The sequence below is a fragment of the Exiguobacterium sp. UBA5002 genome (assembly GCF_002396765.1).
In the GTDB taxonomy this organism is placed as follows: domain Bacteria; phylum Bacillota; class Bacilli; order Exiguobacteriales; family Exiguobacteriaceae; genus Exiguobacterium_A.
In genome coordinates this window covers 37,503-60,542 of the sequence record NZ_DGYQ01000048.1, presented here as the reverse complement: position 1 = coordinate 60,542, position 23,040 = coordinate 37,503, and the positions used below count along the sequence as shown (strand labels likewise).

At 49.4% G+C, this 23,040-nt stretch carries 21 protein-coding genes and 1 riboswitch; of the genes, 11 read left to right on the top strand and 10 right to left on the bottom strand.

All coding sequences use genetic code 11. The features are described from left to right. Positions 1-10: 10 nt before the first annotated feature. The 4 genes from B4C70_RS14600 to ahpF all read left to right on the top strand — a co-directional run bounded on the left by B4C70_RS14600 (position 11) and on the right by ahpF (position 5,107). A complete protein-coding gene (locus B4C70_RS14600) occupies positions 11-1,357 on the top strand; it encodes a GntP family permease (RefSeq protein ID WP_290780630.1) in 1,347 nt (448 codons plus the stop codon). 20 nt (positions 1,358-1,377) lie between these two features. Continuing rightward, positions 1,378-2,778, top strand: a complete 1,401-nt coding sequence (gene gnd, locus B4C70_RS14595; protein ID WP_290753718.1) for a decarboxylating NADP(+)-dependent phosphogluconate dehydrogenase — start codon at positions 1,378-1,380, stop codon at positions 2,776-2,778. 221 nt (positions 2,779-2,999) lie between these two features. Beyond that, positions 3,000-3,563 (top strand): alkyl hydroperoxide reductase subunit C, encoded by a 564-nt coding sequence (ahpC, locus tag B4C70_RS14590; RefSeq protein WP_012371860.1) that lies wholly within the window; start codon positions 3,000-3,002, stop codon positions 3,561-3,563. Between the two features lie 14 nt (positions 3,564-3,577). Beyond that, on the top strand, positions 3,578-5,107 hold the full coding sequence (gene ahpF / locus B4C70_RS14585) for an alkyl hydroperoxide reductase subunit F (RefSeq protein WP_290780627.1): 1,530 nt from the start codon (positions 3,578-3,580) through the stop codon (positions 5,105-5,107). Positions 5,108-5,150: 43 nt separating this feature from the next. On the opposite strand, the gene B4C70_RS14580 is transcribed toward ahpF, so the two are convergent. After that, positions 5,151-5,720, bottom strand: a complete 570-nt coding sequence (locus B4C70_RS14580) for a hypothetical protein (protein ID WP_023469817.1) — start codon at positions 5,718-5,720, stop codon at positions 5,151-5,153. 250 nt (positions 5,721-5,970) lie between these two features. Here B4C70_RS14580 and B4C70_RS14575 point away from each other — a divergent pair, with 250 nt between their 5' ends. Then, positions 5,971-6,513: an ECF transporter S component gene (locus tag B4C70_RS14575; protein ID WP_290780623.1), complete on the top strand. Its 543-nt coding sequence runs from the start codon at positions 5,971-5,973 to the stop codon at positions 6,511-6,513. 45 nt (positions 6,514-6,558) lie between these two features. Here B4C70_RS14575 and B4C70_RS14570 read toward each other — a convergent pair whose 3' ends face one another. Beyond that, positions 6,559-8,052, bottom strand: coding sequence for a malate:quinone oxidoreductase (locus B4C70_RS14570; RefSeq protein ID WP_290780621.1), 1,494 nt, complete (start codon positions 8,050-8,052; stop codon positions 6,559-6,561). Positions 8,053-8,296: 244 nt separating this feature from the next. Here B4C70_RS14570 and B4C70_RS14565 point away from each other — a divergent pair, with 244 nt between their 5' ends. Continuing rightward, on the top strand, positions 8,297-9,826 hold the full coding sequence (locus B4C70_RS14565) for a cryptochrome/photolyase family protein (protein ID WP_290780619.1): 1,530 nt from the start codon (positions 8,297-8,299) through the stop codon (positions 9,824-9,826). 36 nt (positions 9,827-9,862) lie between these two features. Here B4C70_RS14565 and B4C70_RS14560 read toward each other — a convergent pair whose 3' ends face one another. Then, positions 9,863-11,230 carry an amino acid permease gene (locus tag B4C70_RS14560; protein WP_290780616.1) on the bottom strand — a complete coding sequence of 456 codons (1,368 nt, stop codon included), beginning with the start codon at positions 11,228-11,230 and terminating at the stop codon, positions 9,863-9,865. Positions 11,231-11,390: 160 nt separating this feature from the next. Beyond that, a riboswitch (glycine riboswitch) is annotated at positions 11,391-11,468 on the bottom strand. A gap of 209 nt (positions 11,469-11,677) precedes the next feature. Here B4C70_RS14560 and B4C70_RS14555 point away from each other — a divergent pair. Both B4C70_RS14555 and B4C70_RS14550 read left to right on the top strand, forming a co-directional pair. Next, entirely contained in the window at positions 11,678-12,046 is a 369-nt protein-coding gene (locus tag B4C70_RS14555) for a histidine phosphatase family protein (RefSeq protein WP_290780613.1), read from the top strand. A gap of 349 nt (positions 12,047-12,395) precedes the next feature. Beyond that, positions 12,396-13,472 carry an MFS transporter gene (locus B4C70_RS14550; protein ID WP_290780610.1) on the top strand — a complete coding sequence of 359 codons (1,077 nt, stop codon included), beginning with the start codon at positions 12,396-12,398 and terminating at the stop codon, positions 13,470-13,472. A 41-nt stretch (positions 13,473-13,513) separates the two neighbouring features. Here the strand turns inward: B4C70_RS14550 and B4C70_RS14545 are convergent, their stop codons facing one another. Both B4C70_RS14545 and B4C70_RS14540 read right to left on the bottom strand, forming a co-directional pair. After that, positions 13,514-14,035 carry an NUDIX hydrolase gene (locus tag B4C70_RS14545; RefSeq protein WP_290780607.1) on the bottom strand — a complete coding sequence of 174 codons (522 nt, stop codon included), beginning with the start codon at positions 14,033-14,035 and terminating at the stop codon, positions 13,514-13,516. A 17-nt stretch (positions 14,036-14,052) separates the two neighbouring features. After that, positions 14,053-14,547 (bottom strand): LURP-one-related/scramblase family protein, encoded by a 495-nt coding sequence (locus tag B4C70_RS14540; protein WP_290780604.1) that lies wholly within the window; start codon positions 14,545-14,547, stop codon positions 14,053-14,055. Between the two features lie 230 nt (positions 14,548-14,777). Here B4C70_RS14540 and B4C70_RS14535 point away from each other — a divergent pair, with 230 nt between their 5' ends. Continuing rightward, a complete protein-coding gene (locus B4C70_RS14535; RefSeq protein ID WP_029343007.1) occupies positions 14,778-15,773 on the top strand; it encodes a tRNA dihydrouridine synthase in 996 nt (331 codons plus the stop codon). Between the two features lie 46 nt (positions 15,774-15,819). On the opposite strand, the gene B4C70_RS14530 is transcribed toward B4C70_RS14535, so the two are convergent. From B4C70_RS14530 to B4C70_RS14510, 5 genes are all read right to left on the bottom strand, one after another. Then, positions 15,820-16,332, bottom strand: coding sequence for an SF0329 family protein (locus B4C70_RS14530; RefSeq protein WP_290780601.1), 513 nt, complete (start codon positions 16,330-16,332; stop codon positions 15,820-15,822). A gap of 31 nt (positions 16,333-16,363) precedes the next feature. Next, a complete protein-coding gene (locus B4C70_RS14525; RefSeq protein WP_290780598.1) occupies positions 16,364-19,123 on the bottom strand; it encodes a glycoside hydrolase family 3 protein in 2,760 nt (919 codons plus the stop codon). 16 nt (positions 19,124-19,139) lie between these two features. Then, complete coding sequence (locus tag B4C70_RS14520; protein WP_290780595.1) at positions 19,140-20,219, bottom strand: alpha/beta hydrolase; 1,080 nt, start codon at positions 20,217-20,219, stop codon at positions 19,140-19,142. Between the two features lie 176 nt (positions 20,220-20,395). Then, positions 20,396-21,583, bottom strand: coding sequence for a DUF4317 domain-containing protein (locus tag B4C70_RS14515; protein WP_290780592.1), 1,188 nt, complete (start codon positions 21,581-21,583; stop codon positions 20,396-20,398). Positions 21,584-21,665: 82 nt separating this feature from the next. Beyond that, on the bottom strand, positions 21,666-21,863 hold the full coding sequence (locus B4C70_RS14510) for a hypothetical protein (RefSeq protein ID WP_290780589.1): 198 nt from the start codon (positions 21,861-21,863) through the stop codon (positions 21,666-21,668). Between the two features lie 192 nt (positions 21,864-22,055). On the opposite strand from B4C70_RS14510, the gene B4C70_RS14505 reads away from it, so the two are divergent. Both B4C70_RS14505 and B4C70_RS14500 read left to right on the top strand, forming a co-directional pair. Beyond that, the gene (locus B4C70_RS14505; RefSeq protein ID WP_414654498.1) at positions 22,056-22,676 is read left to right on the top strand and encodes an HNH endonuclease family protein; all 621 of its coding nucleotides are present in this window, start codon (positions 22,056-22,058) and stop codon (positions 22,674-22,676) included. A gap of 15 nt (positions 22,677-22,691) precedes the next feature. Continuing rightward, positions 22,692-22,931, top strand: coding sequence for a hypothetical protein (locus B4C70_RS14500; protein ID WP_290753775.1), 240 nt, complete (start codon positions 22,692-22,694; stop codon positions 22,929-22,931). Positions 22,932-23,040: the final 109 nt, after the last annotated feature.

The window sequence follows — 23,040 nt, the reverse complement described above, 5'->3', positions numbered from 1 at the left end:
GGAAGTCATCATGCCTTTAGTCATCGTAGGAATTGGGATCGTCGCGTTGCTCGTTCTCATCATGGGGTTGAAATTAAATACGTTCGTCTCACTCATCATCGTTTCCTTTGGCGTTGCACTACTACTCGGCATGCCGCTCGATCAAATCGTCAAGACGATCGAAGCCGGTATCGGAGGAACACTCGGTCACCTAGCACTGATCTTTGGTCTCGGTGCCATGCTTGGAAAGCTGATTGCTGACGCCGGGGGGGCGCAGCGAATCGCCATGACGCTTGTCGCCCGATTCGGGGAAAAGAACATCCAGTGGGCAGTCGTCGTCGCTTCGTTCATCATCGGGATCGCCCTCTTCTTCGAAGTCGGACTCGTTTTGTTGATTCCAATTGTCTTTGCGATTTCACGTCAACTTCGTGTCTCGATTCTATATCTCGGGATCCCGATGGTCGCTGCCCTATCCGTCACGCACGGCTTCTTACCACCTCACCCGGGTCCGACCGTCATCGCTGGGGAGTATAAAGCCAATATCGGGGAAGTCTTATTGTATGGTTTCATCGTTGCTGTTCCGACAGTCATCATCGCTGGTCCTGTTTTTACGAAGATCGCGAAACGCCTCGTACCTGAATCGTTTACACGCACAGGAAACATCGCGTCACTCGGGGAACAAAAAGAATTTGATTTAGACGAGACGCCAGGTTTCGGTATTAGTGTCTTCACTGCGATGCTACCGGTCCTCTTGATGTCGGTCGCAACGATCTTCACGCTTTTACAAGAAACACTCGGCTTGGGTGAGAGTAACGTCATCTCGGCGATCGAGTTCATCGGGAACGCCTCGACGGCGATGTTGATTTCGTTACTCGTCGCGGTCTACACGATGGGGATCGCCCGTAAGATTCCGATGCAAACGGTCATGGAATCTTGTACGACGGCCATCGCCCAAATCGGGATGATGCTATTGATCATCGGTGGTGGCGGTGCCTTCAAACAAGTCTTGATTGACGGCGGCGTCGGTACATTCGTCGCACAATTATTTGAAGGATCGGCGTTATCTCCGATTCTGCTCGCTTGGTTGATCGCTGCGATTCTGCGAATCTCACTTGGTTCTGCGACAGTCGCTGCCCTTTCGACAGCAGGTCTCGTCATTCCGTTACTGGAGCAATCTGACGTCAACTTAGCGCTCGTCGTCCTTGCGACTGGTGCGGGTAGTCTGATCGCTTCACACGTCAATGATGCGGGCTTCTGGATGTTTAAAGAATATTTCGGTTTATCATTAAAAGAAACGTTTGCGACATGGACTGTGCTTGAGACGATCATTTCCGTTTGTGGACTTGGGTTCGTTCTTCTCCTCAGCCTCGTCGTCTAAGAAAAGGAGTCGTTCTACTTATGCAACATTCTATCGGAGTCATCGGGCTTGGCGTCATGGGACGCAACTTAGCACTGAATATGGCGAGTCATCAAGAAGAAGTCGCCATCTATAACTACACACGTGATTTAACGGACGATCTCGTCGCACACGATGAGGGATTACCACTTCATCCGTACTACGATATCGAAGCATTCGTACAGTCACTCGCCCGTCCGCGTAAAATCTTCATGATGGTCACGGCCGGCAGCGCGATTGATTCAGTCATCGAATCGTTACTTCCACATCTCGAAACAGGCGACATCATCATGGATGGTGGGAATTCCCACTTCCTTGATACGGAACGTCGCTTCGACGAACTCCAACGACACGGCATCGAATACATCGGCGTCGGTGTATCGGGTGGTGAAGTCGGTGCGCGGACCGGTCCTGCGATCATGCCGGGTGGATCGAAAGAAGCCTACGAACATGTCGCACCGATCTTGACAAAGATCGCCGCTCACGTTGAAGGCGATCCATGTTGTGTCTATATCGGTCCGAAGGGCGCTGGTCACTTCGTCAAGATGGTCCATAACGGGATCGAGTATGCGGACATGCAACTGATCGCTGAAGCGTATAGCTTCCTCCGTTTCCGTCTCGGACTCGACGTCACGGAAGTCGCGGACATCTTCGCTGAGTGGAACGCGGGTGAACTGAAAAGTTACCTGATTGAGATCACAGCGGACATTCTCCGAAAAACCGATGACGAGACAGGGCAACCGTTGATTGATGTCATTCTCGATCAAGCCGGTCAAAAAGGAACTGGAAAATGGACGAGCCTGCAAGCAATTGATAATGGAATCGCCTCTTCGATCATCACGGAAGCCTTGTTCGCACGTTACCTTTCAGCTGTTAAAGAAGAACGCGTCGCAGCGTCTGCTGTTCTGAAGGGACCTGAAGACTTGTCATCGCTTGAGCGGGACGCGTGGATCGAACGGATTCGTCAAGCGCTTTATATGGGGAAAGTCGCCGCATACGCGCAAGGCTTTACCCAGTACCGGACATCGTCTGAACTATACGACTGGAACTTACGCCTTGAAGAAATCGCCTTGATTTTCCGTGGTGGATGTATCATCCGGGCCGACTTCTTGAATGTCATCAGTGAAGCGTTCAAAAACGACGCGAACCTCTCGAACTTAATGCTCGCCCCATTCTTCGCTGAGAAAGTACAGGCGTATCAAGAATCGTTACGTCACGTCGTTGCCGAGGGTGCGCTATCTGGTTTTGCGCTCCCATGTCTATCGACGTCGTTGACGTATTATGATAGCTACCGGACAGCAAACTCGAATGCCAACATGTTGCAAGCCCAACGCGATTATTTCGGTGCGCATACGTATGCTCGAACAGACCGCGAAGGGATCTTCCACACGGACTGGCAATAAAGAATACAGCTCCCGACTCCTGTTTCATTTAGGAGTTGGGATTTCATTTTTTGTTCACACAATTTTTCCTGAAATAAGAAATTGCCGATTATACCTTGACAAAAGTGTTGGTCTATATGAAATTAGTATTAGATTAGAATTATTCTAGTGTGATAAATACAGATTATCTGTATGCACTAGAACAGATTCTAAAAATAGAACCCTTGAGGAGGATTTTTATCATGTCTTTAATCGGAAGTGAAGTAAAACCATTCAGTGCATCAGCATTCCACAACGGAGAATTCGTTGACCTAACGGATGCCAACCTTCGCGGTAAATGGAGTGTCGTATGTTTCTACCCTGCAGACTTTACATTCGTTTGCCCGACAGAACTCGAAGATCTCCAAAACCAATACGCAACACTCAAAGCGCTTGACGTTGAAGTTTACTCTGTTTCAACAGATACGCATTTCACACATAAAGCATGGCACGAAACGTCAGAAACAATCGGTAAAATCGAGTACGTCATGATCGGCGACCCATCACACGTCATCTCACGTAACTTCGAAGTCTTGAACGAACAAGATGGTCTTGCTGACCGCGGTACGTTCATCATCGACCCAGACGGCGTCATCCAAACAGTTGAGATCAACGCAGGCGGTATCGGTCGTGATGCAAGCACGCTCGTCAACAAAATCAAAGCAGCACAATACGTACGTAACAATCCAGGCGAAGTCTGCCCAGCGAAATGGGAAGAAGGCTCTGCAACACTCACACCAAGCCTTGACCTCGTCGGAAAAATTTAAGGAGCGGATTCGCGATGGCTTTAGCACCAGACATTAAAGCACAACTCGCGCAATACCTCGAGCTTCTCGAAGGCGATCTCGTCCTAGCGGTTAGCGCTGGGACAGACGCCGTCTCGCTTGAGATGAGCGCACTCGTCGAAGAGATCGCAAGCATGACACCACGCATCTCCGTCGAGCAGGCAAGCCTTCCCCGGACACCAAGTTTCACAGTCAACCGTGTCGGTGAGACAAGCGGCATCACGTTCGCGGGAATCCCACTCGGTCATGAGTTCACGTCCCTCGTTCTCGCTCTGCTACAAGTCAGCGGTCGAGCACCGAAGGTCGATGCGGAAGTCATCAAGCAGATTCAAGGCATTCAAGAAACGTACCACTTCGAGTCGTACATCAGCTTGAGCTGCCACAACTGCCCAGATGTCGTACAAGCATTGAACGTCATGAGCGTCCTCAACCCGAACATCAGTCACACGATGATTGATGGCGCGGCATTTAAGGAAGAAGTCGAACAAAAAGAGATCATGGCTGTTCCGACGGTCTTCGTCAACGGCGAAGCGTTTGGTAACGGACGGATGTCACTTGAAGAAATCTTGGCGAAGCTTGGCACAGGTGCCGATGCTTCTGATTTCGCTGATAAAGATCCATACGATGTCCTCGTCGTCGGTGGTGGTCCAGCTGGATCGAGTGCTGCCATCTATGCAGCCCGTAAAGGCATCCGGACAGGAATCGTCGCAGAACGCTTCGGTGGACAAGTCATGGATACGATGAGCATCGAAAACTTCATCAGCATGAAGTACACGGAAGGACCAAAACTCGTCGCAAGTCTTGAGGAGCACGTCAAGGAGTATGGCATCGACGTCATGAACCTGCAACGGGCAACTCGTCTTGAGAAGAAGGACCTCCTCGAGCTTGAGCTTGAGAACGGTGCTGTCTTGAAAACGAAGAGTTTGATCCTTTCAACAGGTGCACGCTGGCGTAACGTTGGTGTCCCAGGCGAACTCGAATTCAAGAACAAAGGCGTCGCCTACTGCCCACACTGTGATGGTCCGTTGTTCGAAGGAAAACGTGTCGCAGTCATCGGTGGCGGAAACTCAGGGATCGAAGCAGCCATCGATCTCGCGGGAATCGTTAAGCATGTCACGGTCCTTGAATTCGCACCGGAATTAAAAGCGGATGCTGTTCTTCAAGAACGCCTCGCTTCTCTTCCGAACGTCACGGTCGTCGTCAACGCACAGACGAAGGAAATCACAGGAACGGACAAAGTAAACGGTATCACGTACATGGAGCGCGAAACGAACGTCGAGCGTCACATTGAGCTCGAAGGCGTCTTCGTCCAGATCGGTCTCGTACCGAACACGGACTGGCTCGGTGAAACAGTGAACCGTAACAAGTTCGGTGAAGTCCAAGTCGATCGCCACGGCGCAACGAACGTACCAGGCGTTTTCGCTGCAGGAGACTGCACAGATAGCGCGTATAAACAGATCATCATCTCGATGGGATCTGGTGCAACAGCTGCACTCGGTGCTTTCGATCACTTGATCCGGAATTAATGAAAAAGAGCGGAACTCAAACGAGTTTCGCTCTTTTTCTGCCTCAATAGTAGATTTCACCGTACCATGAACAATGATATTCTTTCGTGATGTGATGTCTTGTTAAGATGCCTTGCTTCGCGTATGTACCACTGACCGTTACGACCATCGTTTGCAAAGCATCGATTGGAGTACCGGAGAATCCGGTTTGCGTCCACTTTCCACCATCGATCGCAAGAGACGTCATCGAAAAGACATCGGATAATCGTTGGCGTTTACTCTGTTCCAAGAGTTCCGTCTCGAAATTTCCGATGATCCGGACATCGTTTCCACGTTCCGTACGTTCAAGCGTTCGTTCACTATCCCACTCTAAGCTCGTTTGGACACGTAGCGGCTTCAACCGTTCGAGTGCCCGTTCTTGAAAACGTTCCGGCGAAACCCAGTCCTCGTCTGCGAATTGATTTGCTGCAAGCAACGTGACGTCCGCATTTTCATGTGTCCGATTTATGTTTTCCACGATTTTTTCATATGCTGCGTAATAACGTTGGTGTTGTGTCGTCTGGTCCTTTGCCTCCGATGTGACTGATGACAATGAAGCGAATAAAAAAACAGCTGTCGCAATCTGATATTTCACTGACTTCCCCTCCCTTTCGCTGTTCATTGTACGAAAAAAACGAGGAATAGATTCGAAAACGACAACCGTTTTATGGATTTTTTCATTCAAGAGTGTATCAATAGATCGTACTCTTATGGAATTAAGAACAGATCAAGATTTGTATTCAAAACTGACCCCTATAAATAATTCAAAGTTGACACTTTTGACTAGTTCAGTCATCTGATAGATTGAAGATATCTTAAAATCTATCATAAAGAAGGTTAGCCACATGCAAAAAGCAGCATCGTATTCTAGCACTCGTACCCGCCAGCTCGTCATCACTGCGATGTCAATCGCACTTGTTCTTGTTGCGACACTATTCATCAATATCAAACTACCGATCGCTTCAAGCGGCGGTCTCGTTCATATGGGAACAGCGATGCTCTTTCTCATCGCGATTTTATTCGGTCCACGAACAGCACTGATTGCCGGAGCAATCGGTATGGGATTATTTGATCTGATCAGTGGATGGACACTCTGGGCTCCATTTACAATCGTAGCTCGAGGACTCCAAGGATATATTGTCGGGCGTATCGCCTGGTCTTCGCGATACAAAGGAGACAACCCTGGCTTAAATATTTTTGCAATGATTGTTTCTGCTCCTGTCATGCTTGCTGTTTACTATGTTTGTGAAGGTATTCTTTACAGCAACTGGGTCGCACCAGTCGCTTCAATTCCAGGAAACATCACACAAAACGTCGTCGGAATCCTCGTTGCGATTCCAGTCGGGATTGCACTGAAGAAAACGCGTTTCTTCCGTAACTTCCGCTAAATCCAAAAAACCGTCCGGCTCCTCGTAGAGTCGGACGGTTTTCGTTTAGCGAATCGGTTGACCTTGTTCGAGTTCGAGCGTTTTTGCTGTTTCGGCATGGATCTGTTCGAACAATTCCGGATGTTCAACGAGTGAGATCCCGTAAGACGGAATCATCTCCTTGATTTTTGCTTCCCACGTCGGTAGTTCGGACGGAAAACATTTCGCGAGTACTTCGAGCATGACCGGTACCGCTGTTGAGGCACCTGGAGACGCCCCGAGTAAGGCAGCGACAGATCCGTCGGCTGCACTGACGACTTCTGTTCCGAACTGGAGTGTCCCTTTTCCTTGTGGTGTATCCTTGATGACTTGGACACGTTGACCAGCGACGACGACATCCCAGTCTTCTGTCTTCGCATTCGGGATGAACTCTCGTAATTCGTTCATCCGTTGTTCCGTCGACAAGAGGACTTGTTCGATCAGATACTTCGTCAATCCCATCTCTTTGGCTCCCGCAGCAAGCATCGTCAAGACGTTGTTCGGTTTAACGGACGCGATCAAATCAAGATTCGATCCTGTCTTAAGGAACTTCGGTGAGAAACCAGCAAACGGTCCGAAGAGAAGTGATTTCTTCCCATCGATGTATCGTGTATCCAAGTGTGGTACTGACATCGGCGGTGCTCCGACTTTCGCTTTTCCGTAGACTTTCGCATGGTGCTGTTCGATGATCTCAGGATTTTTACAAACGAGGAATAAACCACTGACCGGGAAACCACCGATTTGCTTCGATTCCTCGATGCCTGTTTTTTGGAGCAACGGTAGACTACCGCCGCCACCTCCGATGAAGACGAACTGCGCCGTATGATGCTCGATCCGGTGATCGCGCTCATTCTTCACTTTGACTTCCCAACCCCCGTCAACACGCTTCAAATCCTCGACACCATGCTGATAGTTGATCGCTACATCGTGTTGTGCGAGATATTCAAACAGGATTCGTGTCAACGCACCAAAGTTGACGTCCGTTCCTGAATCGATTTTTGTCGCAGCGATCGGCTCTGGTGACGTCCGACCGTTCATGATGAGTGGAATCCACTCGGCTAATTTCGTTGGATCCTCTGAATATTCCATTCCCGCAAACAACGGATTCGCTGATAGCGCTTCCAATCGTTTTTTCAGGAATTCGACGTTTTCCGTTCCTTCAACCATACTCATATGTGGAATCGGCATGATGAATTCTTTCGGATTCGGCAAGACACCTTCCTTGACGAGATGCGACCAGAATTGACGTGACAGTTGGAACTGTTCGTTTACTTTGACCGCTTTACTGATATCGATCGAACCATCGGCATTTTCCGTCGTATAGTTCAGTTCGCATAGTGCGGCGTGACCTGTTCCAGCATTGTTCCACTCGTTCGAGCTCTCTTCCCCGGCACTCGCGAGTTTCTCGAATACCTTGATGTTGATCTCAGGCGCGAGTTCTTTTAATAAGACCCCTAACGTCGCGCTCATGACTCCGGCACCAATTAAAATAACGTCTGTTTTTTTAGGCATACTGCTCATGATATCCTTCCTATCCCCGTTGATATTATGGACTACCTGTCATGAAAAACTTCCCCCTCATGACGACAACTTACCTTTCCATTATAACCCTATCATAGCTTGCACAGAAAGGAACTTCTTTTACATTCAGAAATGTGTAAACGCGACGATTCAGGTAAGAAGATTTTCGTCAGCCGGCATACAATCAGGCATGACTTTGACGAAAAACGGTAATCATATAACGAAAGTAAAAGGAGGAACACTCATGGCGACACGCTGGATATTCGGCAATCAATTGAATCACGATCTCCCTTTATTGAAGGAAGCAAACAAACAAGACGACGTCATCCTGATGGTCGAAGCGACCTCACGCTCCAAGTGGAAGACGTACCATAAACAAAAACTTGTCCTCGTCTTCTCAGCGATGCGACATTTTGCGGAAGAACTGCGCGAAAAAGGCTTCACCGTCGATTACCGGGAAGCTGATTCGTTCGATCAGGCATTCCAGGCGCACCGGAAAGATCATGATCCGGATCATGTATTCTATACGGCGATCACGGACGAACCGATGCGAAAGGCGATGCACAAGTGGCAAGACGCTTTACCGAAGAAAATCAAGGTCGAGGTCTGTTCCGACGTACCGTTATTTTTACTGACACAGGAAGAAGCGGTCGAAGCAATCGGCGACAAGCCCTACAAGATGGACCGTTTTTATCGCAAACTGCGCAAGGAACGAAACGTTCTCATGAACGGCTCTAAACCGATCGGTGGAAAGTGGTCGTTTGACGCCGAGAACCGGAAACCGGCGAAGTCCGGGACGACGTTTCCCGATCCCGTTCAGTTTCGCCCTGATCGCATCACAAAGGATGTCATCGACAAGGTCGAACGTGATTTTTCCAATCATCCGGGAGCACTTGATTCCTTTCATTGGCCGGTCACGCGAAAGGAAGCGACGCGGGCTCTCCATCGCTTCATCGAAGAACGACTCGAGACGTTCGGGACATATCAAGACGCTATGCTGACCGGCGAAGATACGTTATCGCATTCGCTCTTATCAGCAGCAATCAATCTCGGTCTATTGACACCGGAAGAGGTCATTCGTCAAGTCGAGGCAGCCCTTGAAGATCAAGATGCTCCGCTCAATGCGGTCGAAGGTTTCATTCGGCAAATCCTCGGCTGGCGCGAGTACATGCGTGCCGTCTACCTAGCCGAGATGCCGGACTATGCTTCCGTCAATGCGCTACGGCATGAAGCGGATCTACCCGACTTTTTTTGGACCGGGAAAACGAACATGAACTGTGTCGCTGAATCGTTACGTCCCGTCGTCGAACATGCGCATAATCACCATATCCAACGCTTGATGGTGCTCGGAAACTTCGCTAATCTGTTTGCGATCTCGCCGCAACAGACAGCAGACTGGTTCAATGAGATGTACATCGATGCCTACGATTGGGTCGTCTTACCGAACGTCCTCGGGATGGCGCTTCATGCCGATGGGGGAACGTTATCGACCAAACCGTACATTACTTCGGCGAATTACATCCATAAGATGAGTGATTATTGCAAGGGATGTCCGTTCCATCAAAAGGACATGCTCGGAGAGGACGCTTGTCCGTTTAACGCCTTGTACTGGGACTTCATCGACCGGCACGAAAAACGCTTCTCTGATAATCCGCGGATGTCGATGATGTATCGGCAATGGGGAAAACGCGATGCGGACAGCAAACGCGATATTCGAAAGAAAGCGAAAGCACTTCGGAAACAACTACAGGATGGCGCCTTCGATACACCATAAAAACAAGCCGCTCGGATTAAATCCGAGCGGCTTATTTTAAGCACTTTTTTGATCGACTGCGTGTTGTTTCTTTTTCCGGAGGTGATACAGTCCGAATAGTCCGAGGAACCAGACCGGTGTCAGCAATAAGGCTGGACGTGTATCGTCAGCAAACAGCATGACGACGAGAATGACTGCAAACAATCCGAGCACGAGGTAATTGACGAATGGTGTCAATGGTGCTTTGAATGTCGACGCCGCATGTAGTTCCGGATTTTGTTTCTTGTACCGGAGATGACAGACGAGGATGACACCCCAGACCCAGATGAAACAGATCGCACTGATCGTCGTGACGATACTGAACGCCTGTCCTGGTAACAGTTTACTGAGCAAGGCACCGACTGAGACGACGATCGTCGAGACGAACAAGGCGTTTGCCGGAACATGGTTTTTGTTCAACTTCGAGAACTTGTTCGATGCTTGCTGTTGATTTCCCAGGTTATACAGAATCCGGCTCGTCGAGAACATTCCGCTGTTACACGCAGAAGCAGCAGATGTCAGTACGACGAAGTTGATAATTCCTGCTGCGAGTGGAATCCCGATCAGACTAAATGTCTTGACGAACGGACTTTCTGTCGCACTTAATCCTGTCCATGGGTTGATCATCAAGAGGACGAGTAAGGCACCGACATAGAAGAATAAGATCCGAAGCGGAATCTTATTGATCGCGGACGGAATGTTCTTTTTCGGATCCGCTGTTTCTGCTGCGGATACCCCAACGAGCTCGACGCCGACATAGGCGAAGACGACCATTTGGAACGATAGCAGGAATCCAGAAATCCCGTTTGGCATCCATCCGCCATGTGACCAGAGGTTCGACACGGTCACGGGACCGGCGTCCGTTTTAAAACCGATTGCGAGCAAGACGATTCCGACACCAATCAAGGCAAGGATCGTCACGACCTTGATCAAGGCGAACCAAAACTCGAGTTCACCGAACAATTTAACCGTTAATAAGTTAAAACCAAGTAAAATCAAGAGAGCAAGAACGGCTGGAATCCATTGCGGGATATCAAACCAATACTTGACGTACAGACCGACGGCGATGATGTCCGCCATCGCTGTCATGATCCAACAGAACCAGTACGTCCAACCGGTCACGAATGCGGCACGTGGTCCGAGATAATCTTCTGCGATATCCGTGAGTGACTGATAACCTGCTTTTGACAATAACAATTCCCCAAGTGCACGCATGACGAAGAAGATTGCAATCCCGACGAGTAAGTAGGCAAAAATGATCGATGGTCCGGCGAGTTGGATCGCTTTACCTGATCCTAAAAACAAACCCGTTCCGATTGTTCCACCAATAGCAATCAACTGTACATGACGATTCGATAAATCCCGCTTTAATCCTTGCTGTTCCAAACCTGAACTCCTCCTTGTGATGGTTTCTCTACGCTTCAGACCGTTCTGTCGGTCCTGAAAAAGAAAAAAAGAGACTGGACGAATGTCCAATCTCAACAAAATCAAAGGAATAACCCATACACGCCACTACGACATTCCATGAATGCCCGTCGCTGCATGTGATTACTCTTCTGTCCGTTTGCCTGAGATTGTGAACCCTTCGGCGCCGTGTCGACACGGTCTCTCCAGAAGCTGCTCCTGCCATAGTGTGACCCATGACAATCATAGCTTTCTCTTTATTTGATTATCCGATGCGTCGCTGCATCGATGAATTGTTTCTAATTCTAGTAATCTCGACAGCGTTTGTCAACGCCTTTTTCAAAATGATTTTTCAATCTATGAAAAGGACTTTACCATCTTTTCCAGAAATCATACAGCACCACTTGATCACGAAAGGATGAAACATTCATGTCGACGATTTACTTGATTCGCCACTGTGAAACGACTGGTCAAGCACCGGAAGCCCCGTTAACACCTCGTGGAGAAGAACAGGCGCAACGACTGTATACGCAGTTATTTGAGCTTCCGATCACACATCTTATTTCGAGTCCGTATCGCCGAGCGCTCGACTCGATTCAACCACTTGCGACTGCTCTGAAACTACCCGTTGCACAAGAAGATGACTTAAAAGAACGACGGTTAAGTGCCGTTCCACTTGACGATTGGCAGGATCATCTTCGTCGAACGTTCATCGATCCAGACTATACGTGTCCTGGTGGTGAATCTAGCCGGATAGCAACTAAGCGCATCACGCGTGTCGTTGAAAAAGCATTGTAACAGTATGATGGTTCCATTCTCGTGACACATGGGAATTTGTTATCTTTATACTTGCATTCGATTGACCCTACTTTTGGATTCGAAGAAAGTTTACAGCTGAAGAATCCGGATATTTTTAAGGTGACACGTATTCAAGAACAAACAATCATCAAACACTTGGAAGCTTTTTGAAAATCTATTCATTTTAGGCATACGACTTGATATAATCTATTCTTTTTACTTATGAAAAGCATAAGAACTATCTATTTTACTTCCCTTCAGAACGGCTTTATATTGAATGAATTGATAATAAAGTTAAGTAGTTTTCGATTCATGTATGAAGCGGAACTTCAGAAAAGAAGGGATTTTTATGTCTACCACAAAAAAAGGCTATTTCATGATGATCGTCCTCTGGTTCGCCTATGCGACCTTCGCCATGAACTGGGTCGCGGGTTCATCGTTGACGCCACAAATCACGGCGCATTTCTTCGGTAATCAGACCGTTGACCCTCTCATCTCACAACTCGTCAACTATTCGATTACGACGGCGCGTGTCTTCGCGAACATTCTTGCCGCGCTCATCTTGATGAAGCTCGGTCCGAAAAAAGCACCGTTGCTCGCACTGTTGTTCCTGATGATGTCGATCGTTGCCATCTACCTGCCGAACTACTGGGCGTATACGGTCGCTCGTATGGTCATGGGACTCGGTGGTTCAATGGTCATCGTCTACATGAACCCGGTCGTGACACGTTACGTCCAAGACCCGGCTGAAAAATTACGGATCAACGCCTTCAATACCGTCTCCTATAACGTCGGTGCATTCGTCGTGTCACTCTTGTTCACCTTGTTCGCTGATCAATTCGTCAGTGACTGGAAACTGACGTTGACGATCTTCGCGAGTCTGACAGCGATTCTCTTCTTCGCATGGTGGATCGGTAGTGAGTCGTTCGAGTTGAACGATGCTCCGGACGCGGACGAAACGCCTTACGGTTACGGAGATTCTGTCCGCGATCCGTTCCTCTGGAAATATGCGGTTGCCTTCGGCGGTTTCTTGACGCTCTATATCTTATCGCTCGTTGGCTTGAAACCTGTGTTCGATACGTATACGCAGTTGAACGGTTCGCTCGTCAACCTGTTGGTCTCCGGTGCCGGAATCGTCGGTACGTTCGTCGGTCTGCGGATCGGTAACAAAGGGACACCTCGTAAACCGATTCTGTTGATCAGCGGGACGGTCATGATCGCGAGTTTCCTCGTCACCGTCTTGTTCGGAAACATCTCGCCAGTCGTTTCGTATGTCTTTGCGTTCATTTCCGGATTTGCGATGTACATCCAGTATCCGATCTTCATGATCGTCTTCTTCCTCTGCTGTTCTGTGTATCTGTTCTTCACGTTCTTCTTACCAGAAACAAAACCAAAACGGACGGATACACTTCAAAAATCCGCTTAATCAAGCAACAAGCCCTTCCGAATTACCGGAAGGGCTTGTTTTTATGTCTCGTTATGCGCGCCGTAACTATGGCGAAGGGCAAACAACAGTCGAATCAATGATTCATGATAACCGATGAACCATCCTTCTTTGATCCCGTTAACGATGGCTTCTTCTGTCATCCAAGCAACGCGTTGGACTTCTTCTTCCTGCAACGTCAGCGTCGTCAAATCCACTTCCTGCTCGACGAGATAATAATCATCAAAACCGATCTCAAACGGGATCGTCAGATGGGGACGGACACCTGTGAAATCGATATCGAGTCCAAGCTCTTCCGACAGTTCCCGTTGCGCTGCCATCTGACTCGTATCCCCGCTAATTGCACTGCCTCCGACCGTCAGATCCCACATGTTCGGCCAACCAGATTTGAACGGTTGCCGTTGTTGGACGAGCATCTCTCCTTTGGCGTTAAAGACACAGACGTGAATCGTCATGTGATAATCGCCGGCTGTATGTGGCGTTCCCCGTGTCCAGAGCCGTCCTGTTTTCTTGCGATCTGCTGTGTATACGTCCCACTGTTCCATCCTAAATCATGCCCCTTTTAATCAATGAAAGATGTAGAGTTCGAACTTTCCTCCGCCTTGACGCAATCGATCGCGACGACGAGGGCGATCAACAATTCTTCCATTGCTTCATCTTCGACTTCAATGATGTACTGATCGGTCCAAGAGATCCATTTCTTCTGCACGCGACCAATCCGTTGCCCTTGTTGTAAGACCTCAAAATCAACATCCCACCAGTCGCCCGTCACTTCGAATTGATCCGAGTTGATTGTATAGCGGTCCTTGAAGAACGTGAACTCTTTAATGATTTCAAACGATTGCCCTGCTGCTTCGACATAAAAGACCGGTCGGAAACTGAACGTCTTCTTCGTGATTTCCGCGACTTCCTCTCCATCTCGGTTCGTCACGCTGAACGACTTCGGAAGTTTCATAAAACTGCCCTCGATGTGATAGGCGTCGTGCCCTGCCTCGTCTTTAATCGAGAATCGTCCACGTAAACTAAACGCTTTTTCTTTCATATAGAGTGTATGCATCCCGGTCTCCTCCTTTAGTGTATAGTCTCATTTACGCGATCACCGATGGAAAAGATTCAATATTTGGAAACTACCTCCGTCCAACTTTCTCTTATTTCCTTCATTCCCTCCTGCATCTAGTGAATCGCATCCCTTACTTGCACTTTTTAGCCAGAGCGCTTAAAGTGTATAGTTGATGAAATTCTTTAACCACACATGTGCATTACCTTAAGGAAAGGGTTTAATATACTATGAAAAAGAACTTTTGGCAGGACTTACCACGACCATTTTTCGTCTTAGCACCGATGGAAGACGTCACTGACGTTGTCTTCCGCCACGTCGTCGCAAAAGCGGCGCGTCCGGACGTGTTCTTCACGGAATTCACGAATACAGAAAGCTATTGTCATCCGAAAGGCAAACAGAGCGTTCGCGGACGTCTCGAGTTCACGGAGGATGAACAACCCATGGTCGCTCACATTTGGGGCGACAAACCGGAATATTTCCGCGAAATGAGTATCGGTATGGCAGAGATGGGCTTTAGCGGGATCGACATCAACATGGGCTGCCCCGTCCATAACGTTGCAGTTAACGGAAAAGGCTCTGGCTTGATCAATCGTCCGGAAGTCGCGGCTGAACTGATCCAAGCGGCAAAAGCAGGCGGTCTCCCAGTCAGCGTCAAAACGCGTCTCGGGTACACGAAGGTCGAAGAATGGCACGATTGGTTGCGTCACATCCTCGAACAAGATATCGCGAACCTCTCGATTCACCTCCGGACACGTAAAGAGATGAGTGCCGTTCCAGCGCACTTCGAATTGATTCCGGAAATCAAGAAGTTACGTGATGAGATCGCACCACAGACGTTACTGACGATCAACGGGGATATCAACGATCGCCAACACGGGCTTGAACTCGTCGAGAAATACGGTGTCGACGGTGTCATGATCGGTCGCGGGATCTTCCACAACCCGTTCGCGTTCGAAGTCGAGAAAAAAGAACATTCGAGCCAAGAACTCCTCGATTTGTTACGTCTCCAGCTCGATCTGCACGATCATTACTCGGCTCAATTCGAGCCACGTCTCTTCAAACCATTACGCCGATTCTTCAAGATTTACGTCCGCGGTTTCCGCGGTGCGAGTGAACTGCGGGTCAAATTGATGGAGACGAACTCAACGGACGAAGTGCGTGCCTTACTCGACGCCTTCGTTGAAGAAGAAGGGATTCACGAGGTCAACTCGTTTTCAATCTAACAGCAAAGCACGCCTCCTCGACTTGAGGAAGCGTGCTTTTTTCGTATCACCAGTGTTCGATAGTTTGACGTGTATCTGCACACCATTGTTCAAAATCAGACTGATGCGTCAGCGATAGGAAACGTCGTTTGCCGAGTCGCCGATCGAGCCGTGCGATACCACGGATGAAAGGATGTGGATGAACGAGTGCTTGTTCAAACGCAAGATTCGGATACTCTAACAAATCTTGTTGCATCTCATAGTTCTCTAGATACCCGTCTTGTTTGACTTGTCGTTCGATCTCAGCCGATAACGCATGCGACTGTTCCAACCAGTCGGACTGCCATAACGCTCCGTCAGGTTTTTCCGGTAACTGTGCAGCCCGTAACGCGTAACGCCGACCGACTTCCCGTTCGAAGCGAAAATCGTCTGCTCCAAGAATCTCTTCTCCGTCAAACGTCACCCAGACACGACTAGGACTGTCTTGAATCCGGTAGACAGCTGCATGAAAAGCAATCCGTCCCTGTAACGACGGGGAAAGCAGTTGCTCGACCCGCTTTTTGATGATGGAAAACTGCACGCAATCCGTCCTTTCCGTCCGGCTAATGTGATTAGCCGTTCTTCATATTAAACGATTCTGCAAGCGTGAACGTCAACTCTTTTAACTCCAGACCACCGAGTGCAAAGTAGAGTTTTAAATAGTTATGCGGATTGAAGGCGAAGACATCCTTCGTCTGACTGACCCACTCGCCGTTCGTTCCGTTGAAGGTGAAGGTTGCAACCGGCATGTTGTTCGCAAATAGTGTCACCGGCATTTGCGCCAGTTCACCGGCATTCGAACGTGCCGTCAACGTGACCTGGTACATTCCTGTCTCTTCCGCCGTGACAGCGAAGACGTGACTGCTGCCTGTCGTCGTCGTGACGTCCGTTAACGGGAAGGCATCTCCACTGACGAGACGTTGGTGTGAGACGGTTTGATCTTCGAGCGTCTCTTCTTCGACCGGTGCCCCGAGGACCTCAATCGATGTTGCTGTTCCCATCACGCGGTCCATGACTGGTGAACGCAACAGGAACTGACAGATGTTCGCGGCACTCCGCAGTAACTCGGAGCGTCGAAGTGTTCCGTCTGCGAGAGCCGTCAATGTATCATCCTCGAATGGATTCGTTCCTGGTTCACCGACGACCATGTAGAGATCGTTTTGCGAACGGACCATCGTCGCCGTTTGTTGACGGTTTGCTTCCAAACCTTCGGCGTTGATCTTCGCCCACCAGTCCGTCATGACGATTCCGTCAAAGCCCCATTCATCGCGCAAGATGCGTGTGTTCTGATCGTATAAGCCGGCAGTCCAGATGCCATTGACGGCACCGTACGTCGTCATGATCGAGTATGCTTTCCCTTCCTTAACTGCCATCTCGAACCCTTTCAAGTACAACTCACGTAACGCCCGTTCTGATACGATCGAATCCAGATCATGCCGGTGGAACTCTTGGTTGTTGGCACTGAAGTGCTTCAACGTTCCCGTCACACCAACCCGGTGCATCCCGTCGAGCTGTGCCACGGCCATTTTTCCAGTCAGATACGAATCTTCCGAGAAATACTCGAAGTTCCGTCCGTTGAGTGGATGACGGTGGAGGTTCATCCCGGGTCCAAGCAACGTATCAATCTCGTTCTTCCGTAACTCAAGACCTGTCATCTCAAATAGATCGGCAATCAACGTTGTGTTGAACGTCGAAGCAAGCAACGTCCCGTTCGGTAACGAGAAGGCTTTCGTTCCGATGTCCATCCGGATCCCGGACGGACCATCTGCACAACAGCCTGCTGGAATGCCAAGTGCTTCGAGTTCTGTCGTCACGCCACCAAAGGCGCCCGCCGTTCCCGGTGTAACGCGCGGTGAGTTCATCCCTTCCCCCCGGACGATTGCTGCGAGATCCGCATTCGTCAATTGATCGAGGAACGTCTCGAGCGTAACACGCTCTTCTTTGACGTCGCGTAACTTCCAACCGGCATCTTCCGTCTGCGTCCGGTCAACGGGACGTTCCTGTTGACGGCGTTGTTCCGGATCAATTGTCCGTAGTGGTGTTGTTTCATACGTCACCGTATATCCCGTTTCGGTCGCTTGCGGTTTGATGCGTTCAAACGCCGTCACCGGTGCCATGTTCTCCGTTAAGACGTCCGTGACGTCAAGCGTCTCGACGGAATGGCTTGCGACTGGAACCGCCGACCGGACGTCCGTTCCGAGATAAAGCTGATACGTGCCAGGTTCGATGACATAAGACGATTTATGCCCGGTGACACCACTATCGTCATAACTCGCGAACGAGGCGAACGGTACGACGAGTGTGAGAGATTCTTGCTCGCCCGGTGCGAGTTCTTTTGTCTTGCCGAACGTCACGAGTTGACGCGTTGGGTTACCGAGTTGTCCTTGTGGTTTCTCGAGATAACCTTGTACGACTTCCTTCCCGCTCGTCTGACCGGTATTCGTCACTGTCGCTGTAATCGTCCAAGCATCAGCTGACGTCGTCACATCTGTCGCAAGGTTGAACGACGTATACGATAATCCGTACCCGAACGGATACAAGACCACTTCCGGTGCGAACGTCTCGAAGTAACGGTACCCGACATAGATGTCTTCTTGATACAACGCGCGATCCGCATGACCGAAGTATGGTGTCGACGGATAATCATCGAGTGAACGAACGATCGTATCCGGTAGTTTCCCAGACGGCGAGACGCGGCCGAGCAAAAGATCACTCAGTCCAGTTCCGCCTTCCATTCCTCCTTGCCACGCGTAGAGGACAGCACTTGGCGTCGTCTCTTCGACCCAGCGCATATCGATGATATTCCCGACGTTCAAGACGACGACGGTCTGTTTGAAGTGTGTCGTCACGAGTCGGAGCATCTCCTGTTCCGTCTCCGTTAAAAAATAACTCCCTGGATCCGCTGTATTGTCGCGGTCTTCCCCAGCCGTACGACCAATCATGATCAAGGCAACATCGGAGTCAAGCGCTGCTTGCTGAACGAGTGTCGCGTCAAGCGGCATCTCTTCTTGCGACCACGGTTCGGCTGCCCAGCCTTCACCTTGTTCAAACGGATGGTCTTCAAGCCATGTCTCGTACGCCTTGAGGACGTCTGCATTCAGCGTCACGTCTTCGCGTAGCATATCGAGCGGACTGACGACGTTCGTAACGTTGACCATTCCGCCTGATCCTGTACCACTTTTATAGTAGTTGAACTGATTACGTCCGAAGACAGCGACCGTCGATGCAGGTTGCAACGGGAGCACACCATCATTGTGTAAGAGGACCGCCCCTTCCGCGACGGTTTGTCGTGCGAGTTTTGTATAGGCTTGCCAATCGAGTGTGTATGTCATGCGTCATCCACCTTTGTTAGTTAGTTTGAGAAAAGAGTCGTTTTAAGTCCTTCGCGATTTCGTCTAAGCTGTCTTCGGCTTGCGGATACAGACCTAGTTTATCAAGAAAGGCATGTTCCATCCCGCGGTAGTGGAGATAACGGGTCTTGACGCCAGCGCGCGCGAGCTTTTTCGCGTACGCTTCTCCTTCGAGACGTAAGTAATCAAACTCTCCCGTAATGACGAGTGCCTCTGGTAGATCGTCGAGCGTCGCGAACAACGGTGAGATCCGTCGATCCGTCGAATCACTTGCTTGAACGTACCATTGCTCGAGGATACCTTCTTCATCTTGAAGTAAGAGAATGATCCGTTCGAGGAACTGCGGTTCCGTTTGTCGATCATACGCTTCAAGCGTCCAGTCATATTCCGAATTCGGATGTTCTCCGACATTGACGACTGGATAATACAAGACTTGATAGCGGATATACGGCGTCGGACGCTCGCGGTCGAGCAGACAACAGACCGTCGCTAAGTTCCCACCCGCACTATCACCGGCGACAGCGATCGCACCTGGATCAATCCCAAGTCGATCGGCGTGTTCGACTGCCCAATCGATCGATGCATGACAATCCTCAAGTCCTGTCGGAAACGGATGCTCGGGTGCCAATCGGTAGCCGACCGACAAGACGGCGACGTTCCCTTTATCGGCTAATGCCTTACATGGATTCTCGACCGTCTCGAGCGTGCCACCGAAAAAACCACCGCCATGGAAATAGACGACGAGCGGGAGCGGACGCGCCGCTTCCGGACGATACAGCCGTGCTTCGATCGTGGTATCGGGTCTTGGGATCGCGAGGACATCCGTTGAGATTTGCCGAGTCGTCACGTCTTCGTTGTCCCACCCCATGCCGGCACGTGCCAGTTCGACTGGCGACGCCCCTTCTGGAATCGAGACCGATGGACGCTGCGTGAGGACGACCTCACGGACACGCGGATCGAGTGTCCCTGGAGTCGAGACGTCGGGAATCGGCTTATCGACGATTTCGAGTCCGTCTTGATGGATGGATGAACGATTTCGTAACGTTCGCAGTAAGTCTTGCATCGATGCGGTAGACAAATGGATCGCTTCCTTTCTTATCAAACGGTTATCGAAAGCGCTTTCGATAACCGTTAAAAAATTTTCGAATGCCTCTTTTTCAAAAAAGATACCGCTTACATCACAATATACCTGTCTTTGACAGGAGAAGCAAATATTTCACCTAAAAAAATCAGCGCAGTCGCCTGCGCTGATCCTCATCGTAATTGTTCTTGTGAAACGATCGTAAAGCCATCGATGACCGTGTCTTCCTCGACCTCGATCAACAAGCAGCGTTTCCCTTGATAGTTGACTTGTTTGACGTACTTCAAGTCTTGCGGACTGATCGCGATGTTCGCGACCTTCGTATTGATTTTAATCGATTTCGCTTCATAGTTCGGGACGATGTTACTCGCTTTCATCTCGTATGTCGGATCGTCAACGACCGTCTTGAACGCCCGTTCGACCTGTTCCGTGCTGACGTCTTCGACACCACTTGCCTTGAGCACACGCTCGACTTCTTGGACGTCGAGCATCGGTACTTCTTCCTCATCTTGATCCTCTTCGACGACGATCAACTGGTTGATGTTTTCATAGACACCGGCTAACGTCTTCGTATCCATCGATTCACCGACGACTGATTTGACGATTTCCTCGAAGATCGCTTTATCCTCATCTGCCGTGACGATCGGTTGACCGTTCAAGACATTTTCAAGGAAGCCGAAATCCGGTTTATTCGGCTTACCTGCCGCATACAAGACATGATTGACGTCTGCCGCATTGTCGGTGAAGGTCGGGAAGAGAAATCCACCAATCGGCGACGCCAGTTTGATGACCGGATTGATGAACAAGTTCGACTTGAATTCGCGTTCAACGAAATCAAAGACGAGCGATTGTTTCGGTAACTCCGTTAAGTTAAGACTACCGAGAATGAACGGCGTCGTATAGACGTCGTCATTCGGATCGATCTCCGTCTCGTCCGCTTGGCGCTTCGTCGTTTTATAGTATTGTCCGCGAATGAACGTGACGACGAGGTCATTCTCGTACTGGACGTCCTGAACCATCTTCAACGCCATCGTCTGCATCTGTTCGACCCAGTCCTCAGGCTCTTCCGCATACAGTCCTTCGTAGAGCAGCTGTTGCGTATGACCCGTCTCCCCTTCTTCCGGATGCGTGAACTTGACCTCGAACAGCTTGACGTCGAGTTTTCCACCTAGTACCTTCTTGAAGTTCGCAAGGAACAGCTCCTGTTGCTCCGGATCAAGCAATAGAAATGGTCGGGCTTCCTCATGATAGATTTCGCTCGTCTCTTTTCGAATATAGACGTTGTAGATTTCATGGATTTTTAGTAAATCGGCATCCATCTTGAAGTGACGACGGATGTCGGCGATGTCTTTTTTATTCATGCATACCAGCTCCTCGAATCATTAAAATCCTGCTTCCTGAAAAGCGTACCATATGCGAGATGACCCGACATCTTTTAGAAAATCAATGCGCACGGAATGAATACGCGCGTGTGACAGAATTAGCGATCTCATATTCATATTCTTGGTGGGCAGCGCGAGCTTGCGCGATGCAATTATCTAGTTCTTTTGTGTTGAAATAACGTTGCGCTTCCGTCAACGTGCCACTTACGACTAAAAATACGCCGAACACGATCAACCATTCTCTAATTCGTTCGTTCATTATGTAGTCTCCTTTCTTCTCCACCTAAATCCTAACATCAGACCCTTCAATATAATGACAAAAGTTTAATTTTAATAACATTTACACGATATTCATTTTCTCCTAAATAAGTGATGACATACTAAAAATTGTGAAGGGTGTCTTCACATCATCTCGTCTCATACATAGGAGGAATGACACGTGTTCAAAGCCATCAAGTCCATCGTCATCACTGCACTCGTCTGCCTGACCGCTTTCCAATTCGATACGACGTCTGTTTCCGCATTACCATCGGGCATCTCGTCGAAAGCGACGGCCCAGTCTCAACTCGATGCCTTAACGGTTAAAACAGAAGGCAGCATGACCGGTTATTCGCGTGATTTGTTCCCGCACTGGAGCAGTCAAGGAAGCGGCTGTGATACACGACAAGTCGTCTTAAAACGTGACGCTGATTCATATGGCGGATCGTGTCCCGTTACATCCGGTTCTTGGTATAGTTACTATGACGGACTGACATTCACGAACCCGTCTGACCTCGACATCGATCACGTCGTACCGCTTGCCGAAGCATGGCGTTCAGGAGCAAGCAGCTGGACGACGACGACTCGTCAAGCATTCGCAAACGATTTGACAGGTCCGCAATTGATTGCTGTCTCTGCAAGCTCGAACCGTTCAAAAGGGGACCAGGATCCGTCGACATGGAAGCCAACACGGGCAGGTGCGAGCTGCGCTTACTCGAAGATGTGGATCAATACGAAGAGTCGTTGGAACCTCAGCTTACAATCAAGTGAAAAAACTGCCTTACAGACGATGTTGAACACATGTACATACTAAAAAGGAGTCGATTCGATGGAAACGAAAACCTCTACTTTTACCGCCACACATGGTGTCATGACGCAAGAAGTCGGTGTCATCAGCGGTGAACTCGAACTCCGGACGACCTGTCAGGAGGACGGAAGGTTGGAACTGAAGATTGCTTACGTCGGGGCGATAGACGTCTATACGTTACCCGGCAGTTATCGTGTCCATGACGTCCGGGATCATGACGTCATCCATCAGATGCTCGTCAATATACTAGAGCGAACATAATGAAAAACAGACGCTGTCCAAGTAATGGACGGCGTCTGTTTTACTCTTGAGTATTCAAAATCAAATTGTTATTATTTACCAAATTGTAAGAGCTTATCTGACTATTTAT